This window comes from Serratia sp. TMDUHS_CL, from assembly GCF_037137105.1.
Taxonomy (GTDB): domain Bacteria; phylum Pseudomonadota; class Gammaproteobacteria; order Enterobacterales; family Enterobacteriaceae; genus Serratia; species Serratia nevei.
The window spans coordinates 458,352-485,274 of record NZ_JBBBDV010000001.1; the positions used below are offsets into that span (position 1 = coordinate 458,352).

At 61.6% G+C, this 26,923-nt stretch carries 24 protein-coding genes; 14 read left to right on the forward strand and 10 right to left on the reverse strand.

Annotated features, from left to right (window positions below; genetic code table 11):
- Positions 1 to 378 precede the first annotated feature (378 nt).
- Positions 379 to 1,542: a M20 aminoacylase family protein gene (locus tag WCL58_RS02275; RefSeq protein ID WP_336850393.1), complete on the forward strand. Its 1,164-nt coding sequence runs from the start codon at positions 379 to 381 to the stop codon at positions 1,540 to 1,542.
- 41 nt (positions 1,543 to 1,583) lie between these two features.
- Complete coding sequence (locus WCL58_RS02280) at positions 1,584 to 2,891, forward strand: MFS transporter (protein ID WP_443004960.1); 1,308 nt, start codon at positions 1,584 to 1,586, stop codon at positions 2,889 to 2,891.
- Between the two features lie 66 nt (positions 2,892 to 2,957).
- Here the strand turns inward: WCL58_RS02280 and WCL58_RS02285 are convergent, their stop codons facing one another.
- Together WCL58_RS02285 and gloA are read right to left on the reverse strand one after the other, a co-directional pair.
- Positions 2,958 to 4,892 carry an exoribonuclease II gene (locus tag WCL58_RS02285; protein ID WP_060439832.1) on the reverse strand — a complete coding sequence of 645 codons (1,935 nt, stop codon included), beginning with the start codon at positions 4,890 to 4,892 and terminating at the stop codon, positions 2,958 to 2,960.
- A gap of 187 nt (positions 4,893 to 5,079) precedes the next feature.
- Positions 5,080 to 5,607 (reverse strand): lactoylglutathione lyase, encoded by a 528-nt coding sequence (gene gloA, locus WCL58_RS02290; protein ID WP_164123776.1) that lies wholly within the window; start codon positions 5,605 to 5,607, stop codon positions 5,080 to 5,082.
- Positions 5,608 to 5,706: 99 nt separating this feature from the next.
- On the opposite strand from gloA, the gene WCL58_RS02295 reads away from it, so the two are divergent.
- Entirely contained in the window at positions 5,707 to 6,561 is an 855-nt protein-coding gene (locus WCL58_RS02295; protein ID WP_213872956.1) for a LysR family transcriptional regulator, read from the forward strand.
- 15 nt (positions 6,562 to 6,576) lie between these two features.
- On the opposite strand, the gene WCL58_RS02300 is transcribed toward WCL58_RS02295, so the two are convergent.
- Positions 6,577 to 8,883, reverse strand: a complete 2,307-nt coding sequence (locus WCL58_RS02300) for an FdhF/YdeP family oxidoreductase (RefSeq protein ID WP_336850396.1) — start codon at positions 8,881 to 8,883, stop codon at positions 6,577 to 6,579.
- 282 nt (positions 8,884 to 9,165) lie between these two features.
- On the opposite strand from WCL58_RS02300, the gene dacD reads away from it, so the two are divergent.
- Together dacD and WCL58_RS02310 are read left to right on the forward strand one after the other, a co-directional pair.
- Positions 9,166 to 10,335, forward strand: a complete 1,170-nt coding sequence (dacD, locus tag WCL58_RS02305) for a serine-type D-Ala-D-Ala carboxypeptidase DacD (protein ID WP_336850398.1) — start codon at positions 9,166 to 9,168, stop codon at positions 10,333 to 10,335.
- A gap of 64 nt (positions 10,336 to 10,399) precedes the next feature.
- Positions 10,400 to 11,305 (forward strand): LysR family transcriptional regulator, encoded by a 906-nt coding sequence (locus tag WCL58_RS02310; RefSeq protein ID WP_025303008.1) that lies wholly within the window; start codon positions 10,400 to 10,402, stop codon positions 11,303 to 11,305.
- A gap of 43 nt (positions 11,306 to 11,348) precedes the next feature.
- On the opposite strand, the gene WCL58_RS02315 is transcribed toward WCL58_RS02310, so the two are convergent.
- The 6 genes from WCL58_RS02315 to sapA form a co-directional block, all read right to left on the reverse strand.
- Positions 11,349 to 12,533, reverse strand: coding sequence for a CMD domain-containing protein (locus WCL58_RS02315; protein ID WP_084827729.1), 1,185 nt, complete (start codon positions 12,531 to 12,533; stop codon positions 11,349 to 11,351).
- Positions 12,534 to 12,955: 422 nt separating this feature from the next.
- Positions 12,956 to 13,768, reverse strand: coding sequence for a putrescine export ABC transporter ATP-binding protein SapF (gene sapF / locus WCL58_RS02320; RefSeq protein ID WP_033648455.1), 813 nt, complete (start codon positions 13,766 to 13,768; stop codon positions 12,956 to 12,958).
- 1 nt (position 13,769) lies between these two features.
- Positions 13,770 to 14,762 (reverse strand): putrescine export ABC transporter ATP-binding protein SapD, encoded by a 993-nt coding sequence (sapD, locus tag WCL58_RS02325; RefSeq protein ID WP_019452674.1) that lies wholly within the window; start codon positions 14,760 to 14,762, stop codon positions 13,770 to 13,772.
- Entirely contained in the window at positions 14,762 to 15,652 is an 891-nt protein-coding gene (sapC, locus tag WCL58_RS02330) for a putrescine export ABC transporter permease SapC (protein ID WP_060418571.1), read from the reverse strand. Before sapC ends, sapD begins: the two co-directional genes overlap by 1 nt.
- The gene (gene sapB / locus WCL58_RS02335; protein WP_004930575.1) at positions 15,639 to 16,604 is read right to left on the reverse strand and encodes a putrescine export ABC transporter permease SapB; all 966 of its coding nucleotides are present in this window, start codon (positions 16,602 to 16,604) and stop codon (positions 15,639 to 15,641) included. The genes sapC and sapB overlap by 14 nt, the downstream gene beginning before the upstream one ends.
- Positions 16,601 to 18,250, reverse strand: a complete 1,650-nt coding sequence (gene sapA, locus WCL58_RS02340; protein WP_336850399.1) for an ABC transporter substrate-binding protein SapA — start codon at positions 18,248 to 18,250, stop codon at positions 16,601 to 16,603. The genes sapB and sapA overlap by 4 nt, the downstream gene beginning before the upstream one ends.
- Positions 18,251 to 18,454: 204 nt before the next feature.
- On the opposite strand from sapA, the gene folE2 reads away from it, so the two are divergent.
- Genes folE2 through zigA form a run of 3 tightly spaced genes read left to right on the forward strand, consistent with a single transcriptional unit; the run spans position 18,455 to position 21,129 of the window.
- Positions 18,455 to 19,381, forward strand: a complete 927-nt coding sequence (folE2, locus tag WCL58_RS02345) for a GTP cyclohydrolase FolE2 (protein WP_197802093.1) — start codon at positions 18,455 to 18,457, stop codon at positions 19,379 to 19,381.
- Positions 19,371 to 19,931, forward strand: a complete 561-nt coding sequence (locus tag WCL58_RS02350) for a carbonate dehydratase (protein ID WP_025303003.1) — start codon at positions 19,371 to 19,373, stop codon at positions 19,929 to 19,931. Before folE2 ends, WCL58_RS02350 begins: the two co-directional genes overlap by 11 nt.
- Positions 19,932 to 19,941: 10 nt before the next feature.
- The gene (gene zigA, locus WCL58_RS02355; protein WP_060439838.1) at positions 19,942 to 21,129 is read left to right on the forward strand and encodes a zinc metallochaperone GTPase ZigA; all 1,188 of its coding nucleotides are present in this window, start codon (positions 19,942 to 19,944) and stop codon (positions 21,127 to 21,129) included.
- 193 nt (positions 21,130 to 21,322) lie between these two features.
- On the opposite strand, the gene pspF is transcribed toward zigA, so the two are convergent.
- On the reverse strand, positions 21,323 to 22,330 hold the full coding sequence (gene pspF, locus WCL58_RS02360; protein WP_084827732.1) for a phage shock protein operon transcriptional activator: 1,008 nt from the start codon (positions 22,328 to 22,330) through the stop codon (positions 21,323 to 21,325).
- A gap of 184 nt (positions 22,331 to 22,514) precedes the next feature.
- Between pspF and pspA the strand changes: the two genes are divergently transcribed.
- The 6 genes from pspA (at position 22,515) to WCL58_RS02390 (ending at position 26,629) form a co-directional block, all read left to right on the forward strand.
- A complete protein-coding gene (gene pspA, locus WCL58_RS02365) occupies positions 22,515 to 23,180 on the forward strand; it encodes a phage shock protein PspA (protein WP_025303000.1) in 666 nt (221 codons plus the stop codon).
- A gap of 63 nt (positions 23,181 to 23,243) precedes the next feature.
- Positions 23,244 to 23,471, forward strand: a complete 228-nt coding sequence (pspB, locus tag WCL58_RS02370; RefSeq protein ID WP_039565931.1) for an envelope stress response membrane protein PspB — start codon at positions 23,244 to 23,246, stop codon at positions 23,469 to 23,471.
- Positions 23,471 to 23,830 carry an envelope stress response membrane protein PspC gene (pspC, locus tag WCL58_RS02375; RefSeq protein WP_004930552.1) on the forward strand — a complete coding sequence of 120 codons (360 nt, stop codon included), beginning with the start codon at positions 23,471 to 23,473 and terminating at the stop codon, positions 23,828 to 23,830. The genes pspB and pspC overlap by 1 nt, the downstream gene beginning before the upstream one ends.
- 96 nt (positions 23,831 to 23,926) lie before the next feature.
- Positions 23,927 to 24,193 carry a phage shock protein PspD gene (gene pspD, locus WCL58_RS02380; RefSeq protein WP_072035771.1) on the forward strand — a complete coding sequence of 89 codons (267 nt, stop codon included), beginning with the start codon at positions 23,927 to 23,929 and terminating at the stop codon, positions 24,191 to 24,193.
- On the forward strand, positions 24,174 to 25,571 hold the full coding sequence (locus tag WCL58_RS02385) for a YcjX family protein (protein WP_336850400.1): 1,398 nt from the start codon (positions 24,174 to 24,176) through the stop codon (positions 25,569 to 25,571). Before pspD ends, WCL58_RS02385 begins: the two co-directional genes overlap by 20 nt.
- A complete protein-coding gene (locus WCL58_RS02390) occupies positions 25,568 to 26,629 on the forward strand; it encodes a YcjF family protein (protein ID WP_004930545.1) in 1,062 nt (353 codons plus the stop codon). Before WCL58_RS02385 ends, WCL58_RS02390 begins: the two co-directional genes overlap by 4 nt.
- Positions 26,630 to 26,923: the final 294 nt, after the last annotated feature.

Below are 26,923 nucleotides of genomic sequence, written 5' to 3' on the forward strand. Positions count from 1 at the left end.
CTCCTTGGCGTACAGAGGTAAAAATCGACGTTGTTATTAGGAATGACGTTTTAACAGTAGAAGTTTTGCCGCCGAACCGCGGCAGGTCGGATGAGAAATGTGAAGCAGGTGGGGTTTTAGTGTAAAAACAACGTGATGAAACCGCGTTGGCGCAGGCTGCCGCCCACGCAATCCCCGGCAGTTATTCATTCTGCATTTTCACGGCGCGTACAGCGAATCATCGTCGTTTTTTATTCGGGCACGGCGTCTGGCGAATTATTATTTTATCTGTCGAGGCGTGCCGAAATAAAATCATCCGTGCCGTGTTATACCTTTATTTCAACCCGCAGGTTTAATCATTCATAAAATAAATAATAAAGTCACGAAAGGAATTTAATTATGATAAATAAAATCATCGAAGGGTATTTACCGCAGCTCACGGCCATTCGGCACGATATTCATCAACACCCTGAACTGGGTTTCGAAGAGTTTCGCACCAGCGATCTGGTGGCGGATTATCTGAATTCGTGGGGCTATGAGGTGCACCGCGGATTGGCGGGCACCGGCGTGGTGGGCACGCTGCGGGTGGGCGACGGCGTTAAACGCCTAGGATTGCGTGCCGATATGGACGCCTTGCCGATCGAGGAGAACAACGGCAAGCCCTGGAGCAGCAGCGTGGCCAACCGCATGCACGCCTGCGGCCATGACGGCCACACCACCATGCTGCTCGGTGCCGCTCGTTACCTGGCGCAAACGCGCAACTTCAACGGCACGCTGCACCTGATTTTCCAACCGGCGGAAGAGATGCTGAACGGCGGCGCGCGCATGGTCGAACAGGGGCTGTTCGAGCGCTTCCCCTGCGACGCCATCTTCGCCATGCACAACATGCCGGGGATGCCGCTCGGCGAGTTCTTCTTCCAGCACGGCCCGTTTATGGCCTCGATGGATCAGTTCAACGTGCGGGTGCAGGGGCGCGGCGGCCACGGTGCCATTCCGCAGCTGACGGTCGATCCGGTGCTGGTGGCTTCGCATATCACCGTCGCGCTGCAGAGCATCGTTTCGCGCAATATCGATCCGCTGGAGGCGGCGGTGATCACCGTCGGCAGCATCAAGGCCGGTGAGGCGGCCAACGTGATCCCGGACAGCGCGGAGATGAAGCTCAGCGTGCGCTCGCTGGATCGCCAGGCGCGCGCCACCTTGCTGGCGCGCATTCCGGCGCTGATCGAGGCGCAGGCGGCAAGCTTCGGCGCTCACGCGGTGGTGGAACACGTTAACGGCACACCGGTACTGGTCAACGACGAAGCGATGACCCGTTTCGCCCACCGCGTGGCGCAGCAGCAGTTCGGCGATGACCGCGCACACTACGGCGCCCGGCCGCTGATGGGCAGTGAAGATTTCGCCTTCATGCTCGATGCGCATCCGCAGGGCTGCTACCTGATCATCGGCAACGGCGATGGCGAAGGCAGCTGCATGGTGCATAACCCGGGATATGACTTTAACGACGGCTGCCTGGCGGCCGGCAGCCAGTATTGGGGAGCGTTGGCGGAAACGTATTTAAAATAAACTCGAAAATAATAACAGGGAAGGTAATGATGAGTGAAAATATGGCTGAAACCCAGGCGGCAATAATATCGGCCCCGAAGGCCGGCGGCAAAAAGGTCATATTCGCCGCCTCCTTCGGCAATGCGCTGGAGTTTTTCGATTTCGGTATTTATAACTTCTTCGTTATTTACATCAGCGTATTATTCTTTCCGCCGTCCAGCGATCCGCATCTGGCGTTGCTGTTGGCGTTTGCCACGTTCGGCGTCAGCTTCTTCATGCGGCCGCTGGGCGGCATTCTGATTGGCGCCTATGCCGATCGCCATGGCCGCAAGCCGGCGATGATCCTGACGATTTCCTTGATGAGCCTGGGCACGGCGATGATCGGTTTTGCGCCGACCTACGCCAGCGCCGGCTATTGGGGAACCGTCACGCTGGTGGCGGCACGCCTGATCCAGGGCGTGGCGGCGGGCGGCGAGGTGGGGGCATCGATGTCGTTGCTGGTGGAGTCGGCGCCGCCCAACCGGCGCGGCTTCTATTCCAGCTGGTCGCTGGCGACGCAGGGCATCGCTACCGTGGTCGGCGGCGTCACCGCGCTGGCGCTCAGCGCGGCCTTGCCGGTGCTTTCCGGCGAGCCGAACGCCATGGCCGAGTGGGGATGGCGTATTCCTTTCTTTATCGGCGTGGCGCTGGCGCCGCTCGGTTGCTGGCTGCGCCTCGGGTTGGAGAGCGATCGGCCGTCGGTGTCGCGGGCTCACGAGCCGCCTGCGCAGTTGCGAAAGTACTCGCGGGCGGTGGTGCTCGGCGTGATGTTGACCATCGGCGCCACCGTCGCCACTTACATCTCGATGTATTATCTCGGCACCTACGCGGTGAAATACCTGGGGATGGCGCAGGCTTACGGCTATGCCGCGATGCTGCTGGCAGGGCTCGTCACCTTCGGCGGCAGTCTGCTGGTCGGGCACTGGTGCGATCGTTACGGCCGTCTGCCGCTGATCCGCGGGTCGCGGATCGCGATTCTGATCGTGGCCCTGCCGGCATTTTGGTGGCTGAGCGCGGTACCGCATCCGGCGGTGCTGCTGCTGATTGTCGCGGTGCTGGTCGGGTTGACCACGCTCGGTTCGGTGCCGACCATGCTGATGATTTCGGAGCTGTTCCCGCAGCGCATTCGGGCGCTGGGGTTTGCTTTGGTCTACAGCCTCGGGGTGGCGATCTTCGGCGGCTTTGCCCAGTACATCGCTTCGCAGTCGATCGCGCTGAGCGGTTCGCTGCTGGCGCCCGCCGTCTATCTGATGCTGGCGACGCTGGCGACGCTGGCTTCGCTGGCGGTGCTGCCGCTGCTGCGTGAAACCGGCGGTGAGCCGCTGCACTAGTCGAAAAAAAAACGCCGGCGGTTTTCACCGTCGGCGCTTTGCGTTGCGGCCGTTTCAGGCTGGCGTTCAGGCCGCCGGACGGGCGATCACGCTGCGGGTTTCCATGCGCACTTCGGCGATGGTGACCTGCAAGGTGTCGCTCTGGCGGTAAACCACTTCACCCTTGATCTGCACGGTGCCGGTTTCCTGGCTGCACTGCATCTCGTCGCGCACCGCGTGAATAAACGGTGCCGGGATGAAGGCAACCGCACCGTTGTCCAGCAGGCGCACGCGCAGGCCGCCGCGGGTCACGTCGATGATCTCGGCGTTGAAGCGGGTATCGGTACCGGCCTTGTCCTGCAGGAAGCGGGCGTACAGCCAGTCGCCGACGTCGCGCTCCGCCATGCGGTTCAGGCGGCGGCGTTCCGCCAGCTGCACCGTCACGTCATCCTGCGGTTTTTCTGCCGGCTGCTGGTTGATGATCGCCTTCAGCAAGCGATGGTTGACCATATCGCCGTATTTACGGATCGGCGATGTCCAGGTGGCGTAAGCCTCCAGACCCAGACCGAAGTGTGGCCCCGGCGTGGTGCTGATCTCGGCGAAGGTCTGGAAGCGGCGGATGCGGCTGTCGAGGAACTGGGTCGGCTGCGCATCCAGGTGGCGGCGCAGTTCGCAGAAACCGTCGAGGGTCAGCAGCTTCTCGGCCTCGGCTTCCACGCCGTTGGCCTGCAATACGGTGACCGCTTGCTCGACCAGAGCAGGATCGAAACCGGTGTGCACGTTGTACACGCCGAAGCCCAGGCGATCGCGCAGCACGATGGCGGCGCAGACGTTGGCGGCGATCATGCACTCTTCAACGATGCGGTTGGCGCTGCGGCGTTGCTCGGTAACGATCTCGAGTACGTCGCCTTTTTCACCCAGCACGAAGCGGTAGTCCGGGCGGTCTTTGAACACCAGCGCATGCTGATGGCGCCAGGCGTTGCGCGCGTCGCAAACGCGCTTCAGCAGGGTGATTTGTTGCGCGATGGCGTCGCTCGGCGGCTGCCAGCCGGCAATGCCTTCCAGCCAGTCGGAGACTTCGTCGTATACCAGCTTGGCTTTGGATTCGATCTCGGCGGCGAAGAACTGAATATCCTCGCCCAGCGCGCCGTCGGCGGCGATGGTTACGCGGCAAGCCAGCACCTGGCGGCGCTCGTTAGGGCGCAGCGAGCACAGGTTGTCCGACAGATCGCGCGGCAGCATCGGGATGTTGAAGCCCGGCAGGTAGTTGGTGAAGGCGCGCACGCGGGCGATATCGTCCAGCTTGCTGCCTTGTTCGACATAGGCGGTCGGATCGGCGATGGCGATGGTCAACTGCAGCGAACCGTCGCCGTTGTCGGTCACATACAGCGCATCGTCCATGTCTTCGGTGCTGGCGCTGTCGATGGTGACGAATTCGAGCGCGGTCAGGTCTTCACGCACCAGCGCAGCGGCCGGCTCGCTGAGAGCCTGCATCTCCGGCGCTTCTTTCTCCAGGTTGTGACGCGCCAGCGTCACCCACCATGGGGCGAAATGGTCTTCACCTTCGGTGATAAAGTGGGTCAGATCGGCGTTGAAGCCGCGATCGCCTTTCAGCGGGTGACGGCGCATTTCCGCCACCGCCCAGTCGCCGGCCTGGAAGTTGTGGGTCAATTCACGCACCGGGCGGCACGGAATCGCATCTTTCAGCAACGGATGATCGGGCACGATGGACAGACGGTCGTCGCGCTTTTGCACGCGGCCGACAAAGCGCGACAGGAACGGCTCGACCAGGGTTTCCGGCTCGGCGATTTCGCGCTCTTTCTCGGTGTGCAGGGTGGCGATAATGCGATCCCCGTGCATGACTTTCTTCATGTACGGCGGCGGAATGAAGTAACTTTTTTGACCGTCTACTTCAAGAAAGCCAAAGCCTTTCTCAGTCCCTTTCACTACGCCTTCAACGCGCGGGGTCTGAGAGTGAAGTTGCTGTTTAAGCTGCGCCAGCAGCGGGTTATCTTGAAACATATCGTCCAGTGAATGGGTTGTGAGTGGCAAGATTTGCGGCTGACAGTTTTACGCGAATCACCCGCTGCGAGCAAGCCTAACGTCACGGAACCCCGCGTTGCCACGCGATTTTGCGCAAGAATGGTCAATCGGAGTGCTATCGAGGGAAAACCCCGGCGCGAAGGCCGGGGTGAAGGGCGGGTGGCGATCAGTCCCGCAGCGGCGTCGGCTGCAGGATTTCAATCCAGTAATCGTCCGGATCGCGAATGAACGCCACGTAGTTCATACGGCCTTCATGCAGGCGCTTTTGGAAGGTGACGCCGAGGCGCTCAAACCGCTCGCAGGCGGCGCGCACGTCCGGCACCGTGACGCACAGGTGGCCAAAGCCGCGCGGCTCACCGTTGCCGTTGTGGTAATGGAAATCGGCCTGATTTTCGGTGCCGTGGTTATGGGTCAGCTCGAGAATGCCCGGCTGGTTCAGCGCCCAGCGTTTGCGCTCATCGTCGTCCTGCGGGATCTGTTCACGCGGGCTGCGTGTCAGGTAGCAGATGGTAAAAGCGGCTTCTTCGAACGTTTCCAGATAGACCGGGGTAAAGCCCAGCACGCGGGTGTAGAAATCCAGCGCTTTGGTCAGATCCTTCACGCGGATCATGGTGTGGTTGAACACGTAACCGTCGGTTACCGCGTCCGGTTGGGCCGCCACGCCGGGCAGCGTCAGTAGATCATTCAGTGGCATCAGAGATCCTCCTCAGGGTGTCGGCAGACTGTAGGTGAAATCAATGCTAATCTAAAGTGATTGTTTTTAACTAAAACACTGACTAAAAGTGAATGACAGATGAAGCTGAGCCAGCTGAAGTTTTTCTGTACCGTGGTGGAGCACAAAACCATCGCCGCCGCCGCGCGCGAGCTGCACTGCGTGCCTTCCAACGTCACGCTGCGGCTGCGCGAACTGGAGGAGTCGCTGGGCGGCGAACTGTTTTTCCGCGACAAGAATCGGCTGTACGTCAATCCCAAAGGGCGGCTGTTCTATCAGCAGGCGCGCGACATTGTGGCGCAGGCGGAGCGCAGCAAGCAACTGTTCGCCGGCGAGCATCAGCGTGGGCTGCTGAACCTCGGGGCGCTGGATTTCTCGCTGGTCAGCCATTTGCCGGCGCGCATTGCCCGGCTGCGCCGTTTACAGCCTCATCTGCACATCAACGTGCTGAGCCGCGACTCGCTGGTGCTGGAACGCATGCTGATCGACAGCGATCTCGACCTGGCGATCACCGACGGCCCGATTGAACATCCGCTGCTCGCCAGCCAAAAGGCATTCGATGAACGGCTGGTATTGCTGATGCCGGCCGATGCCGGGGAACCCGACGCCGCCACGCTGGCGCCGCTGGAGTTTTACACGTTCAGCCGCGAATGTTCGTTTCGTCTGAAGGTGGATCACTGGCTGGCCTCGCGTGGGCTGAAACCGCGCATGACGCTGGAAATGGAGTCTTATGCCGCGATGGCGGCCTGCGTACAGGCCGGTTGTGGTGTCGCCTGCGTCCCCGGTTCGTTGCTGCCGCTGATCTTGCCGGCGCCGGGGCTGAAGGTGTTGGAAATGGGCGAAGAGGGGCTGAGCGACCTGTATTTCGTCTGGCGACGGCATCAGCTGTCGGACGAGTTGCAGACCATCCTGGGGATATTGGCGCACCCGGCGTGAACCGGGCGCGCATTTTCAGGCGATGCGCAGCGAAGGTTGCTGTTCGCTGCGGCGGATCACCACCGGAATCGACTTCGAGGTCGGGGTACCGGTGCCGTCGCCGAAGCTGGCCAGCGGCACCAGCGGGTTGGTTTCCGGGTAGTAGGCCGCCAGGTTGCCACGCGGAATGTCGTAACTCACCAGCTTGAACCCGTCCACTTTGCGCACCACGCCGTCGTTCCACAGGGTTTCTATCTCTACCCGTTCGCCGTCCTGAAGGCCCAGCGCCGCCAGATCCTCCGGATGGATGAACAGCACTTCACGCTGACCGTAAACGCCGCGGTAGCGGTCATCCAGACCATAGATGGTGGTGTTGTACTGATCGTGCGAGCGCAGCGTTTGCAGGGTGAACGGTGCTTTCTCGCTGCCCAGCTGTGGGAACAGGGTGGTCGGCAGCGCGGCGGCGCTGAATTCCGCCTTGCCGCTCGGCGTGGCGAAGCGCAGTTCGGCGGCGGCATTGCCGAGGTAGAAACCGCCGGGCTGGTCGCAGCGCCGGTTGAAATCTTCGAAGCCGGGAATGGTGGCGGCGATGTGATCGCGGATCAGCGAATAGTCGTCGGCCAATTCCAGCCAATCCAGCTGCTGGGTGCCCAGCACCGCGTCGGCGATGCCGCAGACGATCGCCGTCTCCGAACGTTGGGTCTCCGCCAGCGGCTTGCCGATGCCTTCCGAGGCGTGGACCATGCTGAACGAATCCTCGACCGTAATGTACTGCGAGCCGCTGGCCTGCATGTCAAGCTCGGTGCGGCCGAGCGTCGGCAGGATCAGCGCGTCTTTGCCGGTCACCAGGTGGCTGCGGTTAAGCTTGGTGCTGATATGCACCGTCAAATCGCAGTTGCGCAGGGCGCGGGCGGTGCGTTCGGTGTCCGGCGCCGCGGCGGCCAGGTTGCCACCCAGCGCGATCAGCACTTTCACTTCGCCGCGCAGCATCGCTTCGATCGCTTCCACCGTGTTGTGGCCCAGCGCGCGATTGGCGGTGAAGTTAAAGTGGCGCTCCAGGCTGTCGAGCAGCGCCTTCGGCGACTTCTCGTCGATTCCCATAGTGCGGTTACCCTGGACGTTGCTGTGGCCGCGTACCGGGCACAGGCCGGCGCCCGGTTTGCCCAACTGCCCGAACAGCAGCTGCAGGTTGGTGATTTCACGCACCGTCGCAATAGAGTGTTTATGCTGAGTCACGCCCATCGCCCAGGTGCAGATCACCCGTTCGGCGCCCTGATAGGTGGCCGCCGCCTGGCGCAGCTGCGCCTCGCTCAGGCCCGACTGCGCGGTAATGGTCTGCCACTCGGTGGCGTCTACCTGCGCCAGGTAAGCCTCCACGCCGACGCTGTGCCGTTCGATAAACGCCAGGTCGAACAGGGCGGGCTCGCCGGCGGCCAGGCGCTGACGGTGGGTTTCCAGCAGGGCTTTCACCATGCCGCGCACTGCCGCCATATCGCCGCCCAGATTCGGTTGGTAATAGGAAGAGCTTATCGGCGAGGATTTTGGCGTCAGCATCTGTACCGGATCCTGCGGATCGGCGAACCTTTCCAGCCCGCGCTCGCGCAGGGTGTTGAAGCTGACGATACGCGCGCCGCGTCGGGAGGCGTTCTTCAGGCTGTGCAGCATGCGCGGGTGGTTGGTGCCGGGGTTTTGGCCAAACACGAAGATGGCATCGGCCTTTTCGAAGTCATCGATGCGGATGGTGCCTTTGCCGACGCCGATGCTCTGCTTCAGCCCGACGCCGCTCGCCTCGTGGCACATATTGGAGCAGTCGGGGAAGTTGCTGGTGCCGAGCATGCGGCCGAACAGCTGATAAAGGTACGACGCTTCGTTGCTGGCACGGCCCGAGGTATACAGCTCGATCTGGTTCGGGTTGTCCATGCCGTTGATGTGTTTGGCGATCAGCGCCAGCGCGTCCGGCCAATGGATAGGTTCATAGTGGTCGGTTTCGGCGTTGTAGCGCATCGGATGGGTGAGGCGACCCTGATACTCGAGGAAATAGTCGCTCTGCTGCTGCAGCGTGCTGACGCTGTGGGCGGCGAAGAACTCAGGCTCCACGGCGCTGCGCGTCGCTTCCCAACTGACCGCTTTGGCGCCGTTTTCGCAGAAGCTGAAGGTGCTGTGATTGTCGTCGCCCCAGGCGCAACCGGGGCAGTCGAAGCCGCGAGCCTTGTTGACGCGCATCAGGTTGCGCATGTTTTTTAGCGTTTGTTTACTGTCGAGGACAAAGCGGGTGGTGGCTTCAAGCGAACCCCAGCCGCCCGCCGGGCCGGTATAAGGCTTGATTGACGGTTTGAATTTCATGGTGACACTTCGCAGGTGGTTGTAGCTAAAAAGTAAACGCTTTTTTATGCGTCTTGCGTATTTATGTCACAAGTTTAGGGGCGCTGAGGGGTGGCGTCTAATCGAATGGGGCAATGGCGGCATAGAGCGCATCTATCGCCGGCGGGCGGTGCCGTAAACAAATGGTTGCATAAAGACACCCGCTGCAAAAGAGTAATGGTTTCGTCTGAAAGTGAATTCATGCAGTCTATCTCGCGGATTATATTGGCATTTTATTCAGCCTGCGGGCCTGAGGAACACAGCGTGAAGCGTTCAGTATCAGTGGTAATCGGCGGCATATTGCTGCCTTTAGCGGCGCAGGCGGCGGAAACGACGCCCAATTTTCCTACCATGACCCCGCCGACGATAGACGCCGCCTCTTACGTTTTGATGGATTACACCACCGGCCAGGTGTTGGCCGCCGGCAATGCCGACGAACGGCGCAACCCGGCCAGCCTGACCAAACTCATGACCGGGTTGGTGATCGACCACGCGCTCGACCAGCACAAGATTGGCCTCGACGATGTCGTCACCGTGGGGAAAGACGCCTGGGCGCAGGGCAACCCGGTGTTCAAAGGATCTTCGTTGATGTTCCTGAAGCTAGGTGACAGGGTCACGGTGCGCGATCTCAGCCGCGGTATCATCATCGATTCCGGCAACGACGCCTGCGTAGCGATGGCGGATTATGTGGCGGGCAGCCAGGCCAACTTCGTCAAGCTGATGAACGAGAAGAGCGCGCAGCTGGGCCTGCAGAACACCCATTTCGAAACGGTACACGGGCTGGATGCGCCGGGGCAGTTCACCACCGCCGGCGATCTGGCGGTGATTGCGCGCGCCATCATCATGAGTGAACCGGCGGAATACCATATGTACAGCGAGAAGTCGCTGACCTGGAATGGCATCACGCAGCAGAACCGCAATGGCCTGCTGTGGGATAAGACGCTGCACGTCGATGGGCTGAAAACCGGGCACACCGCCTCGGCCGGCTTCAACATCATCGCCTCCGCCACCGAAGGGGATCGCCGCCTGATTGCCGTGGTGATGGGCGGCAAAAGCGCTAAAGGGCGTGAGGAGCAGGCGCGTAAGCTGTTGACTTGGGGGCTGCGCGACTTTGCCACCGTACACCTGTTCAGCGCCGGCCAAAGCCTGGGGGAAGAGCCGGTCTGGTACGGCGAGAATCATCGGTTACCGGTCGGTAGCGCGCAAGAGCAGTCGCTCAGCCTGCCGAAAAGCGAGGCGGACAAGCTGAAGGCGCAGTACGTGATCAATAGCGCACGGCTCGAAGCGCCGATTGGCAAAGGGCAGACCGTTGGCGAGATCCGCATCAGCGACAATGGCCAGGTGGTGAAAACCTTGCCGCTGGTGGCGCTGCAGGCGGTGCCGCAGGGCGGCGTGTTCTCGCGCCTGGTGGATTACGTGAAGCTGAAGCTCTGACTCGCCGGGCGGACGACGGTGCCCGGTGGTATACTGGTGCGAATGCCGATCATTGAGCCGCGCTATGGATATTAAACAACTGATTTATTTGTGTAATTTAGAACGAGAACGTCACTTCGGCCGGGCGGCGGAGGCCAGCTTCGTTAGCCAGCCGACGCTATCCATGCGATTGAAAAATCTGGAAAAAGAGCTGGGCGTTTCACTGATTAACCGCGGCAACCATTTCGGCGGTTTTACCGCCGAAGGCGAGCGGGTGCTGGCGTGGGCGCGTGAGATCGTCTCGGTTTACCAGGGGCTGAAGCTGGAGGTGGAGTCGCTCAAGCACGGCTTGCACGGCACGCTGCGCCTTGGCGTGGTGCCGCAGTGCAGTATCTCGGTATCGGAAATGCTCAAGGCGGTCAGCGAGCGTTACCCGCATCTCGATTACCGGCTGGCGGTGCTGAGCGCCGATCAGCTACTGGAGGCGCTGACGGCGCATACCGTTGACATCGGCATCGGCTTTTTCGAGCTGTCGACCTTAAAGGAGCTGCACTTCCAATCGCAACCGCTGGTGGAAACCGGCGTCGAGCTGGTATTCCATCCGCAACACTTTCCGAAGCTGGTGGGCGATACGCCGTTGCCGCTGGAGGCGGTGGCCGCTTTGCCGCTGTGCCTGGCCGAGCCGACGCGTTATTTCCGCCGCTATCTCGATCAACACTTCCGCGACGCCGGGTTGACGCTGCACACGCGGCTTGAAACCGCCTCGATCTTCCAACTGCTGGAGGGGATTTTCGTCGGCCTGGGCTGCGGGCTGTTTCCACGCGGCCAGCTGCAATCGCCGCTGATGCCGGCGTTGCAGCGCCGTCCGGTGGCCATCGGTGCCATGCCGCGTCATGCGGCGGTGGTGGTCGATATGGCAGAGCGCGCCACGCCGTTGGCGCAAAAATTCTTCGACGCCGCCAGCGAGTGGCTGCGTCAGCAGAATGTCTAAAACGCGGCGTATCACGGCCGGTAATCAGGCCGCGTAGCGGTCTTCAGTCGGCGGCGATGAAAGGCTCCGCATCGCCCAGCGTTTGGCGCAGCCGATTTTCCCAGGCGTAGAGCGCGGCGGTGAGGATCACTTCCAGCGCCTGTGCCTGATTCAGGCCGCTGTTGAACAACGGCTGCACGCTCTGCGGGGTAAATTTCTCCGGTGCGCGCGTCAGCTCGGCGGCGGTGTGGATCACCGCGCGTTTGACCGTGTCCTCGGTAAACGCCAATCCCTGAGGCAGCCCGGCGAACAGCGCCTGTACCAATCCGTCATCCTGCAATTCATGCGCCACCGTGGCCGCGCAGTAGCGGCTGCCGTTGATGCGCGAGACCGCCAGCGTCGCCAGCGCTTTCAATCGGCTCGACAACCCATATCCTTCGGCATTGATGCCGTTAAACACGCCGTTGCGCTCACGCAGTGCGGCGGCATCGTGCGCCAGCAGCAGGTAATAAGATTCGGCGCGCGCCTGCGGGTGGCTCTGATCCAGCACGTCAAGCTGTTCGGCGGCGGCGGCTTCCGTGTCGATTGGCGGCAGGCGCGCAGTCCAGCTTAACTCTTCGGTGCTGAAGGTTACGCCATCGGCGTCTTCGACGTTCGGGAAACCGGGCACCACCACCGCCGGTCGGCCGGCCAACGCCGCTACGCCCGCCACCACGCGCGCTTGGTAGCTGACAAAACCGATGATTTGCGAAAAGGTGACGATATCCGCCGGGCTCAGCCCGACGTCGCCAAGCTGCTGCAGCGCTCTGCGGCAAATCAGCGTGGGCTGGCTGGCGAGCTGGCGGGCGTATTGGGTGATCTGGGCGAGGCGGATATTGCTTTCCCGGGAGGCGTCCGGGCTGTGCAGCGGGGCGAGGCGGGCGGCGTAGTGGCTACAGAGCGACTGCACGCCGGTCACCTGAGCGACGGTCAGCGCGGTGCTGAGTCGATCATAGGGTGACAATGTCACGTATCGTGATAGCGACACCTGGTCGGGAAACAGGGCGTGGTAACCGGCCAGCGAGGCGTTGAATACCCCGGCGCGGGCGCCGAGCGCAGCGTTTAACGCTTCATCGGCGAAGGCGCCCAACCCCAGCAGAAAACGATCGCGCAGGGTAGCCGCCTGTGGCTCCAGCGGCGCATCGCCCCGCACGCTGCTTTGGGTTTCGTGATACCACTGGGCATTATGTTGTCGACGGAGTCGTTCCATAGGGTCAATCCTTAATCATGAGCAACAGCCACCGGTGCGTGCGGCAGCGGCGGCTGGACAAAGAGTCAACATGCCCGCAGGCGGGGCGAAAGGTAGATTTAGCGCAGCTCATCGCAGCACAGCGCGTGGCCGTAAACAGAGAAACCGGCGGCCAGCGTGAGCAGAAACTGCGTGAGGCGGCGATGGCGAAGGCTGTTCATCAGTGCGATACCCTGTCGTATGAGAGGCTCAACGTAGGGGATATCCTCACCGATCGCCCTGGCGAGATAAAATAATGTTACGGACTAATCAATAACTGAAAGGAATAAAATATAAGGATATATAACAAGAATGTAATTTGTATGTGCGTTTTCTGGCTAAGCGGCCAAGACGCGCGGTAATAAAAAAACCCGCCGCAGCGGGTTTGCATGTACAGACGTGGCTCAAAAACGGCCGCCGTCGCGTCGCCAGGCGTCGGCGGTCAGCGCCTCGCCGAAGTGGCTGGCGATAAGTCGCTTGGTCAATTCGTGCAGCGGCGCCGCCAATACCTCGGCGGTGCTGCCGCGCTCGACGATTTCCCCTTCGTGCATCACCAGCACCTGGTCGCTGATATGCTTCATCATGCCGAGGTGCTGGGTGACATAGATATAGGAAATACCGTGTTTTTCCTGCAGCTCAAGCATCAGGTTGATGATTTGCGAGCGCATCGACATGTCCAGCGAGGCCAGCGCCTCATCGGCGACGATCACTTTCGGCTGCAGGATCAGCGCACGCGCCAGCGCGACGCGCTGTTTCTGCCCGGAAGCCAGCATGTGCGGATAGTAGTAGGCGTGATCCGGCAGCATGCCGACCTGGCGTAATGTCTGGTTGATGCGCTGCTCGCGCTCGGCGGGTTCCAGACTGGTGTTCAGCCGCAGCGGCGCGTCCAGCAGCTGGCCGATGCGCTGGCGCGGATTGAGCGAGGTGCTCGGATCCTGAAAAATCATGCGAATGCGCTGGCTGCGATAGCGATAATCGCCGAATTCCAGCGGATGATCGTCGATCAGCAGTTCGCCGGCGGTCGGTTCCACCATGCCGGAGAGCATCTTCGCCAGCGTGGATTTGCCGGAGCCGTTCTCGCCGATTACCGCCAGCGTCTGGCCTTCGCGCAGGGTAAAGCTGACCGATTTCACCGCCTCGACGTGCTGGCGGCGGAACAGACCGGTGCGGTAGCGGTAGGTTTTGCTCAGGTTGCGCACTTCCAACAGCGTTTCCATGTTATTGCTCCTCCATGTTCAGCGGGAAGTGGCAGGCAAAGAAGTGGTTTTTGACCGGGCGCAGGCGTGGTGTTTCGATGCACTTCTTCTGTGCGTAAGGGCAGCGTGGCCCCAAGCGGCAGCCGATCGGCAGGTGTTCCAGCGAAGGAATGGCACCCGGCAGCGTGTTCAACCGGCTCTTGTGCGGCAGCGAGCGGCCGAAGTCCGGCATAGCGCGGATCAGCGCCTGGGTGTAAGGGTGGTGCGGCGCCGCCAGCAGCTCTTCGCACTGGGCGCTTTCCACCGTTTGCCCGCAGTACAGCACGTTCACCCGGTCGGCCCACTTGCTCATCATCTGCAAATCGTGGCTGATCAGCAAAATGGTGGTGTTGTTGTTCTGGTTGAGGCGCGCCAGCAGGCGGAAAATCTGCGCCTGGGTGGTCGGCTCCATGGCGTTGGTCGGCTCATCGGCGATCAGCAGGCGCGGCTGGTTGGCCAGCGCGATGGCGATCATCACTTTCTGGCACTCGCCTTCGGTCAGCTCGTACGGGAAGCTGCCCATGATGTCGTCGTGATCCTTGATGCCGACGCGGTGCAGCAGTTCGATGGCGCGGCGTTTGCGCCAGTTGAAGCGCTGCCACCAGCGGCCCTTGTAGGTCCAGCCCGGAATGGCCTGCGCCAGCTGGCGGCCGATGCTTTCGGAAGGATCCAGACAGGACTGCGGCTCCTGGAAAATCATCGAGACGTTGTGGCCCACCAGTCTGCGCCGCTCGCGCGGGCTCAGCTGCAGCAGATCGATGTCGTCGAAGCGGAAACGGTCGGCGGTGACGCGCCAGTTGTCTTTGGTTACGCCGCAGATGGCTTTGGCGATCAGGCTCTTGCCGGAGCCCGATTCGCCCACCAGGCCGCGCACCTCGCCCTCGGTCAGCGTCATGCTGACGCGATCGACCGCCTTGACCGGCCCTTCGGCGGTCATAAATTCAATCGTTAGATTGCGGATATCGAGTAACGGCATTATTCCACCCCGGCATTGATTGCGCGGCGCATACCGTCGCCTAACAGGTTAACCAGCAGCACGCTGACGAGGATGGCCGCGCCGGGCAGCATCACCGTCCAGGGCGCGACGTACACCAGCTCGAGCGAATCGCCGAGCATCGCTCCCCATTCCGGCGAAGGCAGCTGCGCGCCGAGATCGAGGAAGCCGAGCGCGGCAATATCCAAAATGGCCATCGACAGCGCGCGGGTGAACTCGGTCACCAGCACCGCCGCAATGTTCGGCATCACTGCGTACCACAGGATCTGCAGCGTGGAAGCGCCGTCGAGCCGCGCCGCCACCACGTATTCTTTATCCAGCTCGTCGTGCACCGCGCTGTAGATGGTGCGCACCATGCGCGGCAGCAAGGCGAGCCATACCGCCAGCATGGCGTGTTCGAGTTTGGGGCCGATAAACGCCACCACCACGATCGCCAGAAGCAGCGAGGGAATGGACAGCAGGGTATCGAGAATGTGGTTGAGCACCGCCGAGCGCAGCCCGTGAGTGACGCCGGCGAACACGCCGAGGATCACCCCGCAGAACGCCGCAGCCAGCGTCACCGCCAGCGCCGAGCCGAAGGTGGCAGCGGTGCCGGTCAGTAGCCGGCTGAGGATGTCGCGCCCGAGATCGTCGGTGCCGAGAAAGAACGACACGTTGCCATAGCGCGACCAGGAAGGCGGCAGCAGCTGATAACCGAGGAACTGCTGATCCAGCGCGTAGGGCGCCAGCAGGCTACCGAACAGCGACAGCAGCAGCAGGGCGATCACGCCGTAAAAACCGATCATCGCCAGCGCGTCGCCGTAGAAAATCCGCCAGGTGTAGCGCAGCGGGCTCGGCATCTTTTTCTCGCGGTATACGTTATCGAAGGGCATACCATTCCTTATGTTTCAGCGGGTTGGTTGCCGCACCCAGAATGTCGGCCAGGACGTTAATGGTGATCACCAGCGTGCCGACCACCATGACGCCGGCGGAGATCGCCGCATAGTCCTGCTGGCGAATGGCGTTGATCAGCCACCGGCCGAGGCCCGGCCAGCTGAACACCACTTCGGTGATCATCGCCAGCGTGAGCATGGTGGAGAACTGCAGCCCCAGCTTGGGCACGATCGGCGGCAGCGCATTGTGCAACACGTGGCGGCGAATGATGGTGAAGCGCGACAGGCCGCGGGTGGCGGCGGCCTTGATGTAGTTTTGGCTCAGCACGTCGTCGGTGCTGATGCGCATCAGGCGCACCACTTCGGTAGTGGGGGCCACCGCCAGCGCGGCGATCGGCAGGATCATGTGGCGCAGGGCGCTGCCGATCATCTCGGCGCGGTACGGCGAGTCCGACAGCCAGGCGTCAATCAGCGCGAAACCGGTGATCGGCTTCACCTGATACAGCAGGTCGAAACGGCCGGAAACCGGCAGCCAGCCCAGGTGCAGCGAGAAGAACAGCATCAGCAGCAGCGCCAGCCAGAACACCGGCATCGAAAAGCCCAGCAGCGCGAAGGTGCTGATGGCGGTGTCCTGCCATTTGCCGCGCAGCACGCCGGCGATGATGCCCAGCGGAATGCCGATAAACAGCGCCAGGGCGAAGGCCAGCAGGCACAGTTCCATGGTAGCCGGGAACACTTCGCGCAGCTGTTCGCTGATCGCCTGGCCGTTGATGCTGGAGACGCCGAAGTCCCAGTGCAGCAGGCTGACGAAGTAGAACTGATAGGCGTCCAGCAGGGCGGCGCCGTTCAGCGGCGCGCGCGGCGTGAAATAGCTCAGGCTGAAGCTGACCAGCGTCAGGAAGAACAGCGTGATCAGCAGCAGCAGAATGCGGCGCAGGGTAAAGATAATCACTTTTTCACCTCCGGCGCGGATTCACGGTACACCCCGGCGAACGAGGCGTTGCCGAACGGGCTCAGCACCAATCCCTTGATGTCGTAGCGGTAGGCCTGCAGCCGCAGGGAAGAGGCCAGCGGCAGCACCGGCAGTTGCTGCTCGAGGATCTTCTGCGCCTTACGGTAGTTGTCGATGCGCTGAGACAGCTGCTGCGACAACAGCGCGTTCTGCAACACCTCGTCGAAGCCCGGGTCACACCAGTGAGCATAGTTGGTTTGCGAACGGATTGCCGCGCAGCTCAGCAGCGGCCGGAAGAAGCTGTCCGGGTCGTTGCTGTCGGTGGCCCAGCCGGTCAGGGTCAGATCGTGGTTCATCTCCATCAGGCGCGCCTCCTGGAAGCGCCCCTCTACCGGCACGATGGTGACGTTGATGCCCACCTGGCCGAGATCGGCCTGGATCAGCTCGGCGGTTTTCAGCGGGCTCGGGTTGTAAGATTGCGAGGCGGTCGGCACCCACAGCTTCAGGTTCAGCTGGCCGACGCCGGCCTGCCGCAGCATCTCGCGCGATTTGGCCGGATCGTACTCGGTGACGTGCGCGTCGTTGTCATAGGCCCAGGAGGCGCGCGGAAGGATTGAGGCGGCGGTTTCCGCCGTGCCGTAATAGATCGACTGCATCAACCGCTGGTTGTTGATCGCCAGCGAGATCGCCTGGCGCACGTTGAGGTTGTCGAGCGGCGGTTTGCGGGTGTTGAACGCCAGGTAGGCGATGTTCATCCCCGGGCGCAGCGTCAGGCGCAGGCGCGGATCGTCGCGCAGGATAGACAGCTGGCTGGCCGCCGGATAGGCCAGCACGTCGCATTCGCCGGTCAGCAGCTTGGAAAGGCGGCCGGTGCCGCCTGCGCCCAGATCGATCACCACCTGCGGCATGCGCGGCAGGCCTTTCCAGTAGGCGGCGTTGCGCGCCAGGCGAATATATTGCCCCGAGCGGTATTCATTGAGCAGGAACGGGCCGCTGCCGACCGGCTCGCGGTCGATCAGCTCCTGGTGGCCTTCGCGCGCCAGCGTGTCGGCGTATTCAGCGGACAGCACCGGCGCGTAGTGGGTCGCCAGGTGCCACAGGAACGAGGCGTCCGGCGACTGCAGGCGGATCTCCACCGTGTAGTCGTCGAGCTTTCTCACGCTCTGCACTGAATCACCGAACTGCAGGCTGTCGAAATAGGGGTATTCGCCGCCGTTGACGTCGTGATACGGGTGTTTTTGGTCAAATACGCGCGCGAAACTGAACACCACGTCGTCGGCGTTCATCTTGCGGGTGGGCGTGAACCAGGCGGTGGTCTGGAACGGCACGTCCTTGCGCAGATGGAAGCGGTATGTGGCGCCGTTGTCCAACACTTCCCAGCTTTGCGCCAGCTCGGGGATCAGCCGGTAGGTGTAGGGATCGACATCCAGCAGACGATCGTACAGCTGGGCGGCCAGGGTATCCACCGTTAGGCCGCTGCTGGCCATTTGCGGGTTAAAGGTATTCAGTATGCCGCTGACGCAATAGACAAAGCCGCTCTGGCGAATGTCCGGCAGCGGCGCCGCGGCGGGCGCGGGCGGTGTTGTCGCGGCCAAGGCGGAGCCGGTAAAGCACAACGACACTATCCAAAGGGGTAAACCACGCATAGGGGCTCATGGGTTAATCAGCAATAGCGTTAGTGTATCGCACTCTGACCGGCAGCCCAATCCATTGAGCAAAATCGCTGAGTTTTCTGCTACTTGATTAATCAGGTCGCCCAACGGCGTGAAAAAAATCTTATTTGATATGTTATAACATAACAAAATCATGATACCGTTCCCCGGCAAAGTCACAATAACGCAAGGGGATGTATGAACGAAGTTGCACTTCCACCACGCCGTTCGCTGCCGGACGCTCAGGCATGGCGCGGCGAAATGAGTGATGTCGGGCTCGATTGGGTCGGGATGCAAGGGATCGCACTGCCGCTGGAGCTGGCCGGCAAGCCACTGATGGCCACAGTCGACGCCGGCATCAACCTGCGCGCCGAAGCGGCGGGCGAACGCGGTATTCACATGTCGCGCCTGTATCTGGCGCTGGATGAATTGACGCAGGGCGAGCTGACGCCGCAGCGCATCGGCCGAACGCTGCAGGCCTTTCTGGATTCGCAGCCGGAACACAGCGATCGCGCCAAACTGGCGATCGGCGGCGAGCTGCTGTTGTCGCGCCCGGCGTTGCTGTCGCCGCAGCGCGGCTGGAAGGCTTACCCGCTGCGCATTGAGGCGACCCTGACGAACACGCTGACGCTGGCGCTGACCGTCGGTGTGCCTTACTCCTCTACCTGCCCGAGTTCGGCGGCGCTCAGCCGTCAGTTGGCGCAGCAACAGTTTCAGTTTGATTTTGAACAGGCGGCGGAGCGGGTCAGCCAACGGCAGGTGAGCGAGTGGCTGTTGGAGCAGGGAATGCCGGCCACCCCTCACAGCCAGCGCAGCTGGGCCTGGGTCACCGTGACGCCCGAGAATGAACGGGCGTTCGAACCGGTGAAATTGATCGACCGCATCGAACACGCGCTGGGCACGCCGGTACAAACGCTGGTGAAACGCCGCGACGAGCAGGCCTTCGCGCTGGCCAACGGTCAGAACCTGATGTTTTGCGAAGATGCGGCGCGCCGTCTGTATCGCATGCTGCGCAGCCAGTGCGATTACCGCGCCTTCTCGCTGCGCGTCGAGCATCAGGAGAGCCTGCATGCCCACAATGCGGTGGCGGAGTTGAGCTGGCGGGGAGAAAATCATGCTGCGTAAAAATCCCAGCGGCCATCTGCCGCAGGTCTCGCCGCTGGCCTACATCGATCCCACCGCCATTATTTGCGGCCGGGTGATCGTCGAAGATTTCGTTTACGTCGGCCCTTACGCGGTGATCCGCGCCGACGAGTTGAACGCCGCCGGCGACATGGAGCCGATCGTCATCGGCTCGCACTCCAATATTCAGGACGGCGTGGTGATCCACTCCAAGAGCGGGGCGGCGGTCACCATTGGCCGTTACAGCTCGATCGCCCACCGCGCCATCGTCCACGGCCCGTGTCGCATCGACGATCGGGTGTTTATCGGTTTCAACAGCGTGCTGTTCAATTGCCACATCCAGTCCGGCTGCGTGGTGCGTTACAACGCGGTGGTGGACGGCGTGACGCTGCCTGAAAACCGCTATATCCCCTCGACCGAGCGCGTAGGGCCGGACAGCGACCTGTCGCGCTATCGCCAGGTCGATCGCGGCGCGCTGCAGTTTTCGGAAGAAGTGGCCGCCACCAACGTCGAGCTGGTGCGCGGTTACCAGGCATTACGCAATGAATTTTAATGAGGCTCCCATGAAACAACTTCCCGTGACCGTGCTTTCCGGCTTTCTCGGCGCCGGCAAAACCACGGTGCTGAACCACATCCTGAACAACCGGCAGGGCATGCGCGTGGCGGTGATCGTCAACGACATGAGCGAGGTGAACATCGACGCCGCGCTGGTGGAAAATGCCGTGCATCTCGATCGCCAGGAAGAGAAGCTGGTGGAGATGAGCAACGGCTGCATTTGCTGCACGCTGCGCGAAGATCTGCTGGTATCGGTGCGTGAACTGGCGCAGGACGGGCGTTTCGATTACCTGCTGATCGAATCGAGCGGCATCTCCGAGCCGCTGCCGGTGGCGGAAACCTTTACCTTTGAGGACGAAAAGGGCGAAAGCCTGTCGCAGTTCGCCCGGCTGGATACCCTGGTGACGGTGGTCGACGGGGTGAATTTCATCCAGCAGTACCAGCAGGCGCAAAGCCTGCAGGAGGCCGGCCAAAGCCTGGGCGAGGACGATCTGCGCAGCGTGGCGGATCTGCTGATTGAGCAAATTGAGTTCTGCGACGTGATCCTGGTCAGCAAGACCGATCTGTTGACGCCAGCCCAGCAGGGCGAAGTGATGGCGCTGCTGGCCAGCCTGAACCCCGATGCCCGCATTGTGCCGATCGCGCCGGGCAAACTGCCGCTGGAGGCGGTGCTGAATACCGGCAGCTTCAGCTTTGAAAAGGCGCAGCAGGCGCCCGGCTGGCTGAAAGAGCTGCGCGGCGAACACGTGCCGGAAACGGAAAACTACGGCATCAGCAGCTTCGTCTATCAGGCGCGGCGGCCGTTTGCGCCGGACAAGTTTTACCGCGTGATCAACGGCGACTGGGGCGGCGGCAAGCTGCTGCGCTCGAAAGGCTTTTTCTGGCTGGCGACGCGGCCGCGGCAGGCCGGGCAGTGGAGCCAGGCAGGGGGCATCGCCCACTACGGCCTCGCGGGCACCTTTTGGCGCGCCATTCCGCAAGATAATTGGCCGCAGGATCCCGAAGCGCGGGCGCACATTCAGGAAAAATGGGTGGAGCCGTTCGGCGATATGCGCCAGGAACTGGTGTTTATCGGCCAGCATTTGCAGCAGGCGACGATCGTGCGTTTGCTGGACGACTGCCTGCTGAGCGACGATGAAATGGCCGCCGGCGTGGACTATTGGCTGGACATGGCAGACCCGTTCCCTGAGTGGTAATTGCGCAATCTTCGTGTGGTAATGAGAAAAATTCTCAACAAAGTGCTTTACAGACGATACTGATAACTATTATCATCGCCTGGCAGTTCACGGAAGGCCACAGTTTGCGGCTCTGATGTGGAAGGCACGACATTGCTCACATTGCTTCCAGTGTTTTTTAAGCCAGCTCGGGTGCTGGCTTTTTTTTTGCCTGTTATTCCTCGTCCGCTTCGCCGTTTTGCAGCAGCGCATGCTTTTTCAGCATGCCGCGCAGCTGGTGATAGGTGAGCCCCAGCAGCTGCGCCGCCTTGCGCTGATTGAAGCGCCCCTGCTGCAGCGCCGCTTCGATCAATGCCTTCTCCTGCTCGAGCTGCCAGTGTTTCAAATCCAGCGGCAGCGGCGGTAACGCGCCGGCGTCTTCAGGAACGGGCGCGACCGGCGTGGCCTCGCGTGGTGCAAACGGGTTGATGACGATGTCGCCCAGCGGGCTGTCGCTGTCGCCGTGGCGATAAACCGAGCGCTCCACCACGTTTTTCAGTTCGCGCACGTTGCCCGGCCAGCCATACTCGAGCAACGTTCGCCTGGCATGCTCGGTAAAGCCTGGAAACAGCGGCAGCGCCAGCTCGCGGCACATTTGAATGGCGAAATGCTCGGCCAACAGCATGATATCGGGCCGCCGTTGGCGCAGCGGCGGCAGCTGCACCACGTCGAACGCCAGCCGATCCAGCAGATCGGCGCGGAACTTGCCCGCCGCCGCCAGCGCCGGCAGATCGTCGTTGGTGGCGCACACCAGGCGCACATCTACCCGCAGCGGCTGGCTGCCGCCCACGCGCTCCAGCTGGCCGTATTCGATCACCCGCAGCAATTTCTCCTGCACCAGCATCGGCGCGGTCGCCAGCTCATCGAGAAACAGCGTGCCACCGTCGGCGCGCTCGAAGCGCCCCAGATGGCGCTTTTGCGCGCCGGTAAACGCGCCGGCCTCATGGCCGAACAGCTCGGAATCCAGCAGGTTTTCATTCAGCGCCGCGCAGTTAAGCGAGATGAAGGGCCCTTGCCAGCGGTTGGAGAGGTAGTGCAGACGGTGGGCGATCAGCTCCTTGCCGGTGCCGCGCTCGCCGATCACCAGCACCGGCTTGTTCAGCTTGGCGACCTGGGAGACTTGCTCCAAGACTTCGACAAAGGCGTTTGCCTCGCCCAACAAATTCTCTGGCTGTTCGTTCATGATGAAATTCGCCAATGTTTGGTGAAAATAATCACTCTACAGCAAGCGCGCAGAGAGTCAAAAAATAATATTCGTTACTTTTCAATAACATAAAAGTTGGCACGGGTTTTGATTATATCTTTGGGCAAGCTGTACGACTTAACGCGGCGCTTCAGACGCCATCAGAACCAAGAGGAAGTGAATTATGGGTATTTTTTCTCGTTTTGCCGACATCGTGAACGCCAACATCAACACCTTGCTGGACAAGGCGGAAGATCCGCAGAAGCTGGTGCGGTTGATGATCCAAGAGATGGAAGACACGCTGGTTGAAGTTCGCTCTACGTCGGCGCGCGCGCTGGCGGAGAAAAAGCAGCTGCTGCGTCGCATTGAGCAGGGTGAAAACCAGGTAAGCGACTGGCAGGAAAAAGCCGAACTGGCGCTGCGCAAAGATAAAGAAGACTTGGCCCGTGCGGCGCTGATCGAAAAACAAAAGGTGGCCGATCTGATCGCCACGCTGACGCAGGAAGTGGCGACCGTAGAAGAAACGCTGGCGCGCATGAAGAGCGAAATCGGCGAGCTGGAAAACAAGCTGACCGAAACCCGCGCGCGGCAGCAGGCGCTGGCGCTGCGTCATCAGGCCGCGTCTTCTTCCCGTGACGTGCGCCGCCAGCTCGATAGCGGCAAGCTGGATGAGGCGATGGCGCGTTTCGAACAGTTCGAGCGCCGTATCGACCACATGGAAGCCGAGGCGGAAAGCATCAGCATCGGTAAAAAGAAGTCGCTGGACCAAGAGTTTGCCGAACTGAAGGCCGACGACGCCATCAGTGAGCAACTGGCGGCGCTGAAAGCCAAGATGAACCGCTCAGAGTAAGGCGAACCGCGGCCACACGCCGGAGGTGGCCGCCTATCCAGGACCCGATAAGAAGGAATAACAATGAGTGCTTTATTACTTGCCATTCCGCTGACAATTTTCGTGCTGTTTGTCGCGCCGATTTGGCTTTGGCTGCATTACAGCAATCGGCAACAGACCGGCATCCAGCTGAGTCAGCAAGAAATGCAGCGCCTGGCGCAGCTGGCGGAAGACGCCAAACGCATGCGTGAACGCATTCAGGCGTTGGAAGAGATCCTCGATACGGAACACCCGAACTGGAGACAGTCCTGATGAGCACGACGCTGGGCAGTAAAAAGCTTTATCGCGTTCCCGAAGAAGGCATGGTGAAAGGCGTCTGCGCCGGTTTGGCCCACTATTTCGACGTGCCGGTGCGCCTGATCCGCGTGATGGTGGTGCTGTCGCTGTTCTTCGGGCTGTTCTTCTTCACGCTGGTGGCCTATATCGCGCTGGTGTTCGTGTTGGATGAAGCGCCGGCCAGCCGTTTCGAAGGCGAGCATCAGAAGACGCCGCGCCAGCTGCTCGATCAGCTGGAGTATGAGCTGGGCAGCGGCGAGCAGCAGCTGCGCCAGGTCGAGCGCTACGTGACGTCCGATACCTTCGGCGTACAGAGCCGTTTCCGCAAGCTGTAACCCTTCTTGCGATACCCGGCCTGCACAGGCCGGGTATCTTCGCCGCCGTTATCCCATAAATGTAACCTTAATCGTCTTGTGCCGGAGGGCATTGTCATGAATAAAATCGATGTCGCGAACACCGCCAAAACGGGTGGATTTAAACGAGGAGCGGCGGCAATGTTGAAGACATTGGCTAAAGTCATCATCATAGCGTTATTGAACTATGGCCCGGCGGGCGCCGCCGGCTGGCTGTTGAAGACCGTCGGCCGCAAACCGGTGCGCTTCGTGTTGGCGCTGGTGCTGGAACCGCTGTTCCGTAAAGGCCTGAACAAGGCATTCGGGCGTTACGTCAAGGAGAGCAATGAAACGACTGCAAAATGAGTTAACCTCGCTGGTCAACCGCGGAATGGATCGCCATCTGCGCCTGGCGGTGACCGGCCTGAGCCGCAGCGGCAAAACCGCCTTTATCACCGCCTTCGTCAACCAACTGCTGCATGTGCACAGCGGCGCGCGCATGCCGCTGTTTTCACCGGTGCGTGAAGAGCGCCTGCTGGGCGTCAAACGCATCCCGCAGCGCGATCTCGGCATCCAGCGTTTCACCTATGACGAAGGGCTGGCGCAGCTGTACGGCACGCCGCCGGCCTGGCCGACGCCGACGCGCGGCGTCAGCGAAATTCGTCTGGCGCTGCGTTACCGCTCCAACGACTCGCTGCTGCGCCACTTCAAAGACACCTCCACGCTGTACCTGGAGATCGTCGATTATCCCGGCGAATGGTTGCTGGATCTGCCGATGCTCGAGCAGGATTACCTGGCCTGGTCGCGCCAGATGACCGGGCTGCTGCAGGGCGAACGCGCCGAATGGGCCAAGCCCTGGCTTGAGCTGTGCAAGGCCTGCGATCCGCTGGCCCCGGCCGATGAAAACCGCCTGGCGGCGATCGCCCAGGCCTACACCGATTACCTGCTGCGCTGCAAAAGCGAAGGGCTGCACTTCATTCAGCCGGGGCGTTTCGTGCTGCCGGGCGATATGGCCGGCGCGCCGGCGCTGCAGTTTTTCCCCTGGCCTGACGTGGCCGCGATCGGCGAATCGAAGCTGGCGCAGGCCGACAAACACACCAACATCGGCATGTTGCGCGCTCGCTTCAACTACTACTGCCAGTCGATCGTCAAAAACTTCTACAAAGAGCATTTCGTCCGTTTCGATCGGCAAATTGTGCTGGTCGACTGCCTGCAGCCACTCAACAGCGGCCCGCAGGCGTTCAACGACATGCGTCTGGCGTTGACCCAGCTGATGCAGAGCTTCCATTACGGCAAGCGCACGCTGTTTCGCCGCTTGTTCTCGCCGACCATCGACAAACTGATGTTCGCCGCCACCAAGGCGGACCATATCACCGCCGATCAGCACGCCAATCTGGTCTCGTTGCTGCAACAGCTGGTGCAAGAGGCGTGGCAGAACGCGGCGTTCGAGGGCATCAGCATGGATTGCGTCGGCCTGGCCTCGGTGCAGGCGACCGAGAGCGGCATCGTCGATCATCAGGGGCAACGCATTCCGGCGCTGAAGGGCAACCGCCTGAGCGACGGCGCGCCGCTGACGGTGTTCCCCGGCGAAGTGCCCGCGCGCCTGCCGGGGCCGGCGTTCTGGCAGAGCCAGGGGTTCCACTTCGATGAGTTTCGTCCGCGCGCCATAAGCGTGGACAGCCCGTTGCCGCACATTCGTCTGGATGCGGTGATGGAGTTTTTATTGGGAGACAAATTGCGATGAGCGAGCCGATCAAACCGCGTATCGATTTTGACGAGCCGCTGCAGCCGCCGCAGGAGCCGGCGTTGCGCGCCGGCGTCGCTTTCGATGCCGAACAGGCGGAAAGCTTTTTCCCGGCGGCGCCGGAGCTGCAGCAGGAAGAGGAAGAAGGGCGCGCCGAAGGCATCATCAACGCCGCGCTGAAACCTAAACGCAGCCTGTGGCGCAAAATGGTCACCGCCGGCCTGGCGCTGTTCGGCGTCAGCGTGGTGGCGCAGGGCGTGCAGTGGGTGCATACCGCCTGGGTGCAGCAGGACTGGATCGCCATGGGCGGCGGCGTGGCCGGCGGCCTTATCGTGTTCGCCGGCGTCGGCTCGGTGGTCACCGAGTGGCGGCGTTTGTATCGGCTGCGCCAGCGCGCGGAAGAGCGCGACGTGGCGCGCGAGCTGTTGCATAGCCACGGGCTGGGGCAAGGGCGCGAATTCTGCGAGAAGCTGGCGCGTCAGGCCGGGCTGGATCAGGGGCATCCGGCGCTACAGCGCTGGCAGGCGTCGCTGCATGAAACGCAAAACGATCGTGAAGTGGTGGAGCTGTACGCCAAACTGGTGCAGCCGGTGCTCGATAACCAGGCGCGGCGCGAAATCAGTCGCTCCGCCGCCGAGTCGACGCTGATGATCGCCGTCAGCCCGTTGGCGCTGGTGGATATGGCGTTTATCGCCTGGCGCAACATCCGTTTGATCAACCGCATCGCCGCGCTGTACGGCATCGAGCTGGGCTACTTCAGCCGCATTCGTCTGTTCCGGCTGGTGCTGTTGAACATCGCCTTCGCCGGCGCTTCCGAGCTGGTGCGCGAAGTAGGCATGGACTGGATGTCGCAGGATCTGGCGGCGCGGCTGTCGGCGCGCGCGGCGCAGGGCATCGGCGCCGGCTTGTTGACCGCGCGGCTGGGCATCAAGGCGATGGAGCTGTGCCGCCCGCTGCCGTGGCTGGAAGGGGAAAAGCCGAAGCTTGGCGATTTCCGCAGCCAGCTGATCGGCCAGTTGAAAGACACGCTGAAAAAGAGCGACGGCAAGGCCAAATGACCCCACGACGGCGCTCTCAGGAGCGCCGTTTTCTCAACGGCGCCGACGCCGAACGTAATCGAGACTTGACGACAGTCGATCCCCCTGTGAGTGCATGATAAATCTCTGCAAAATTAATTCTGGTTGTGATAACTCTCTGTTTGTAGGCTAAAATGACGCCGATGCTGTTATCCGCTTGCGTTTAAAATCAGCAACCACGGCAATAAATCAGAGTTCTGTCAACTTTTGCTGACAGATCGCTTCTACCGCCCGGTGCGAGGGAGTATCATCATCGTCAACGATCCCCGCACCTGC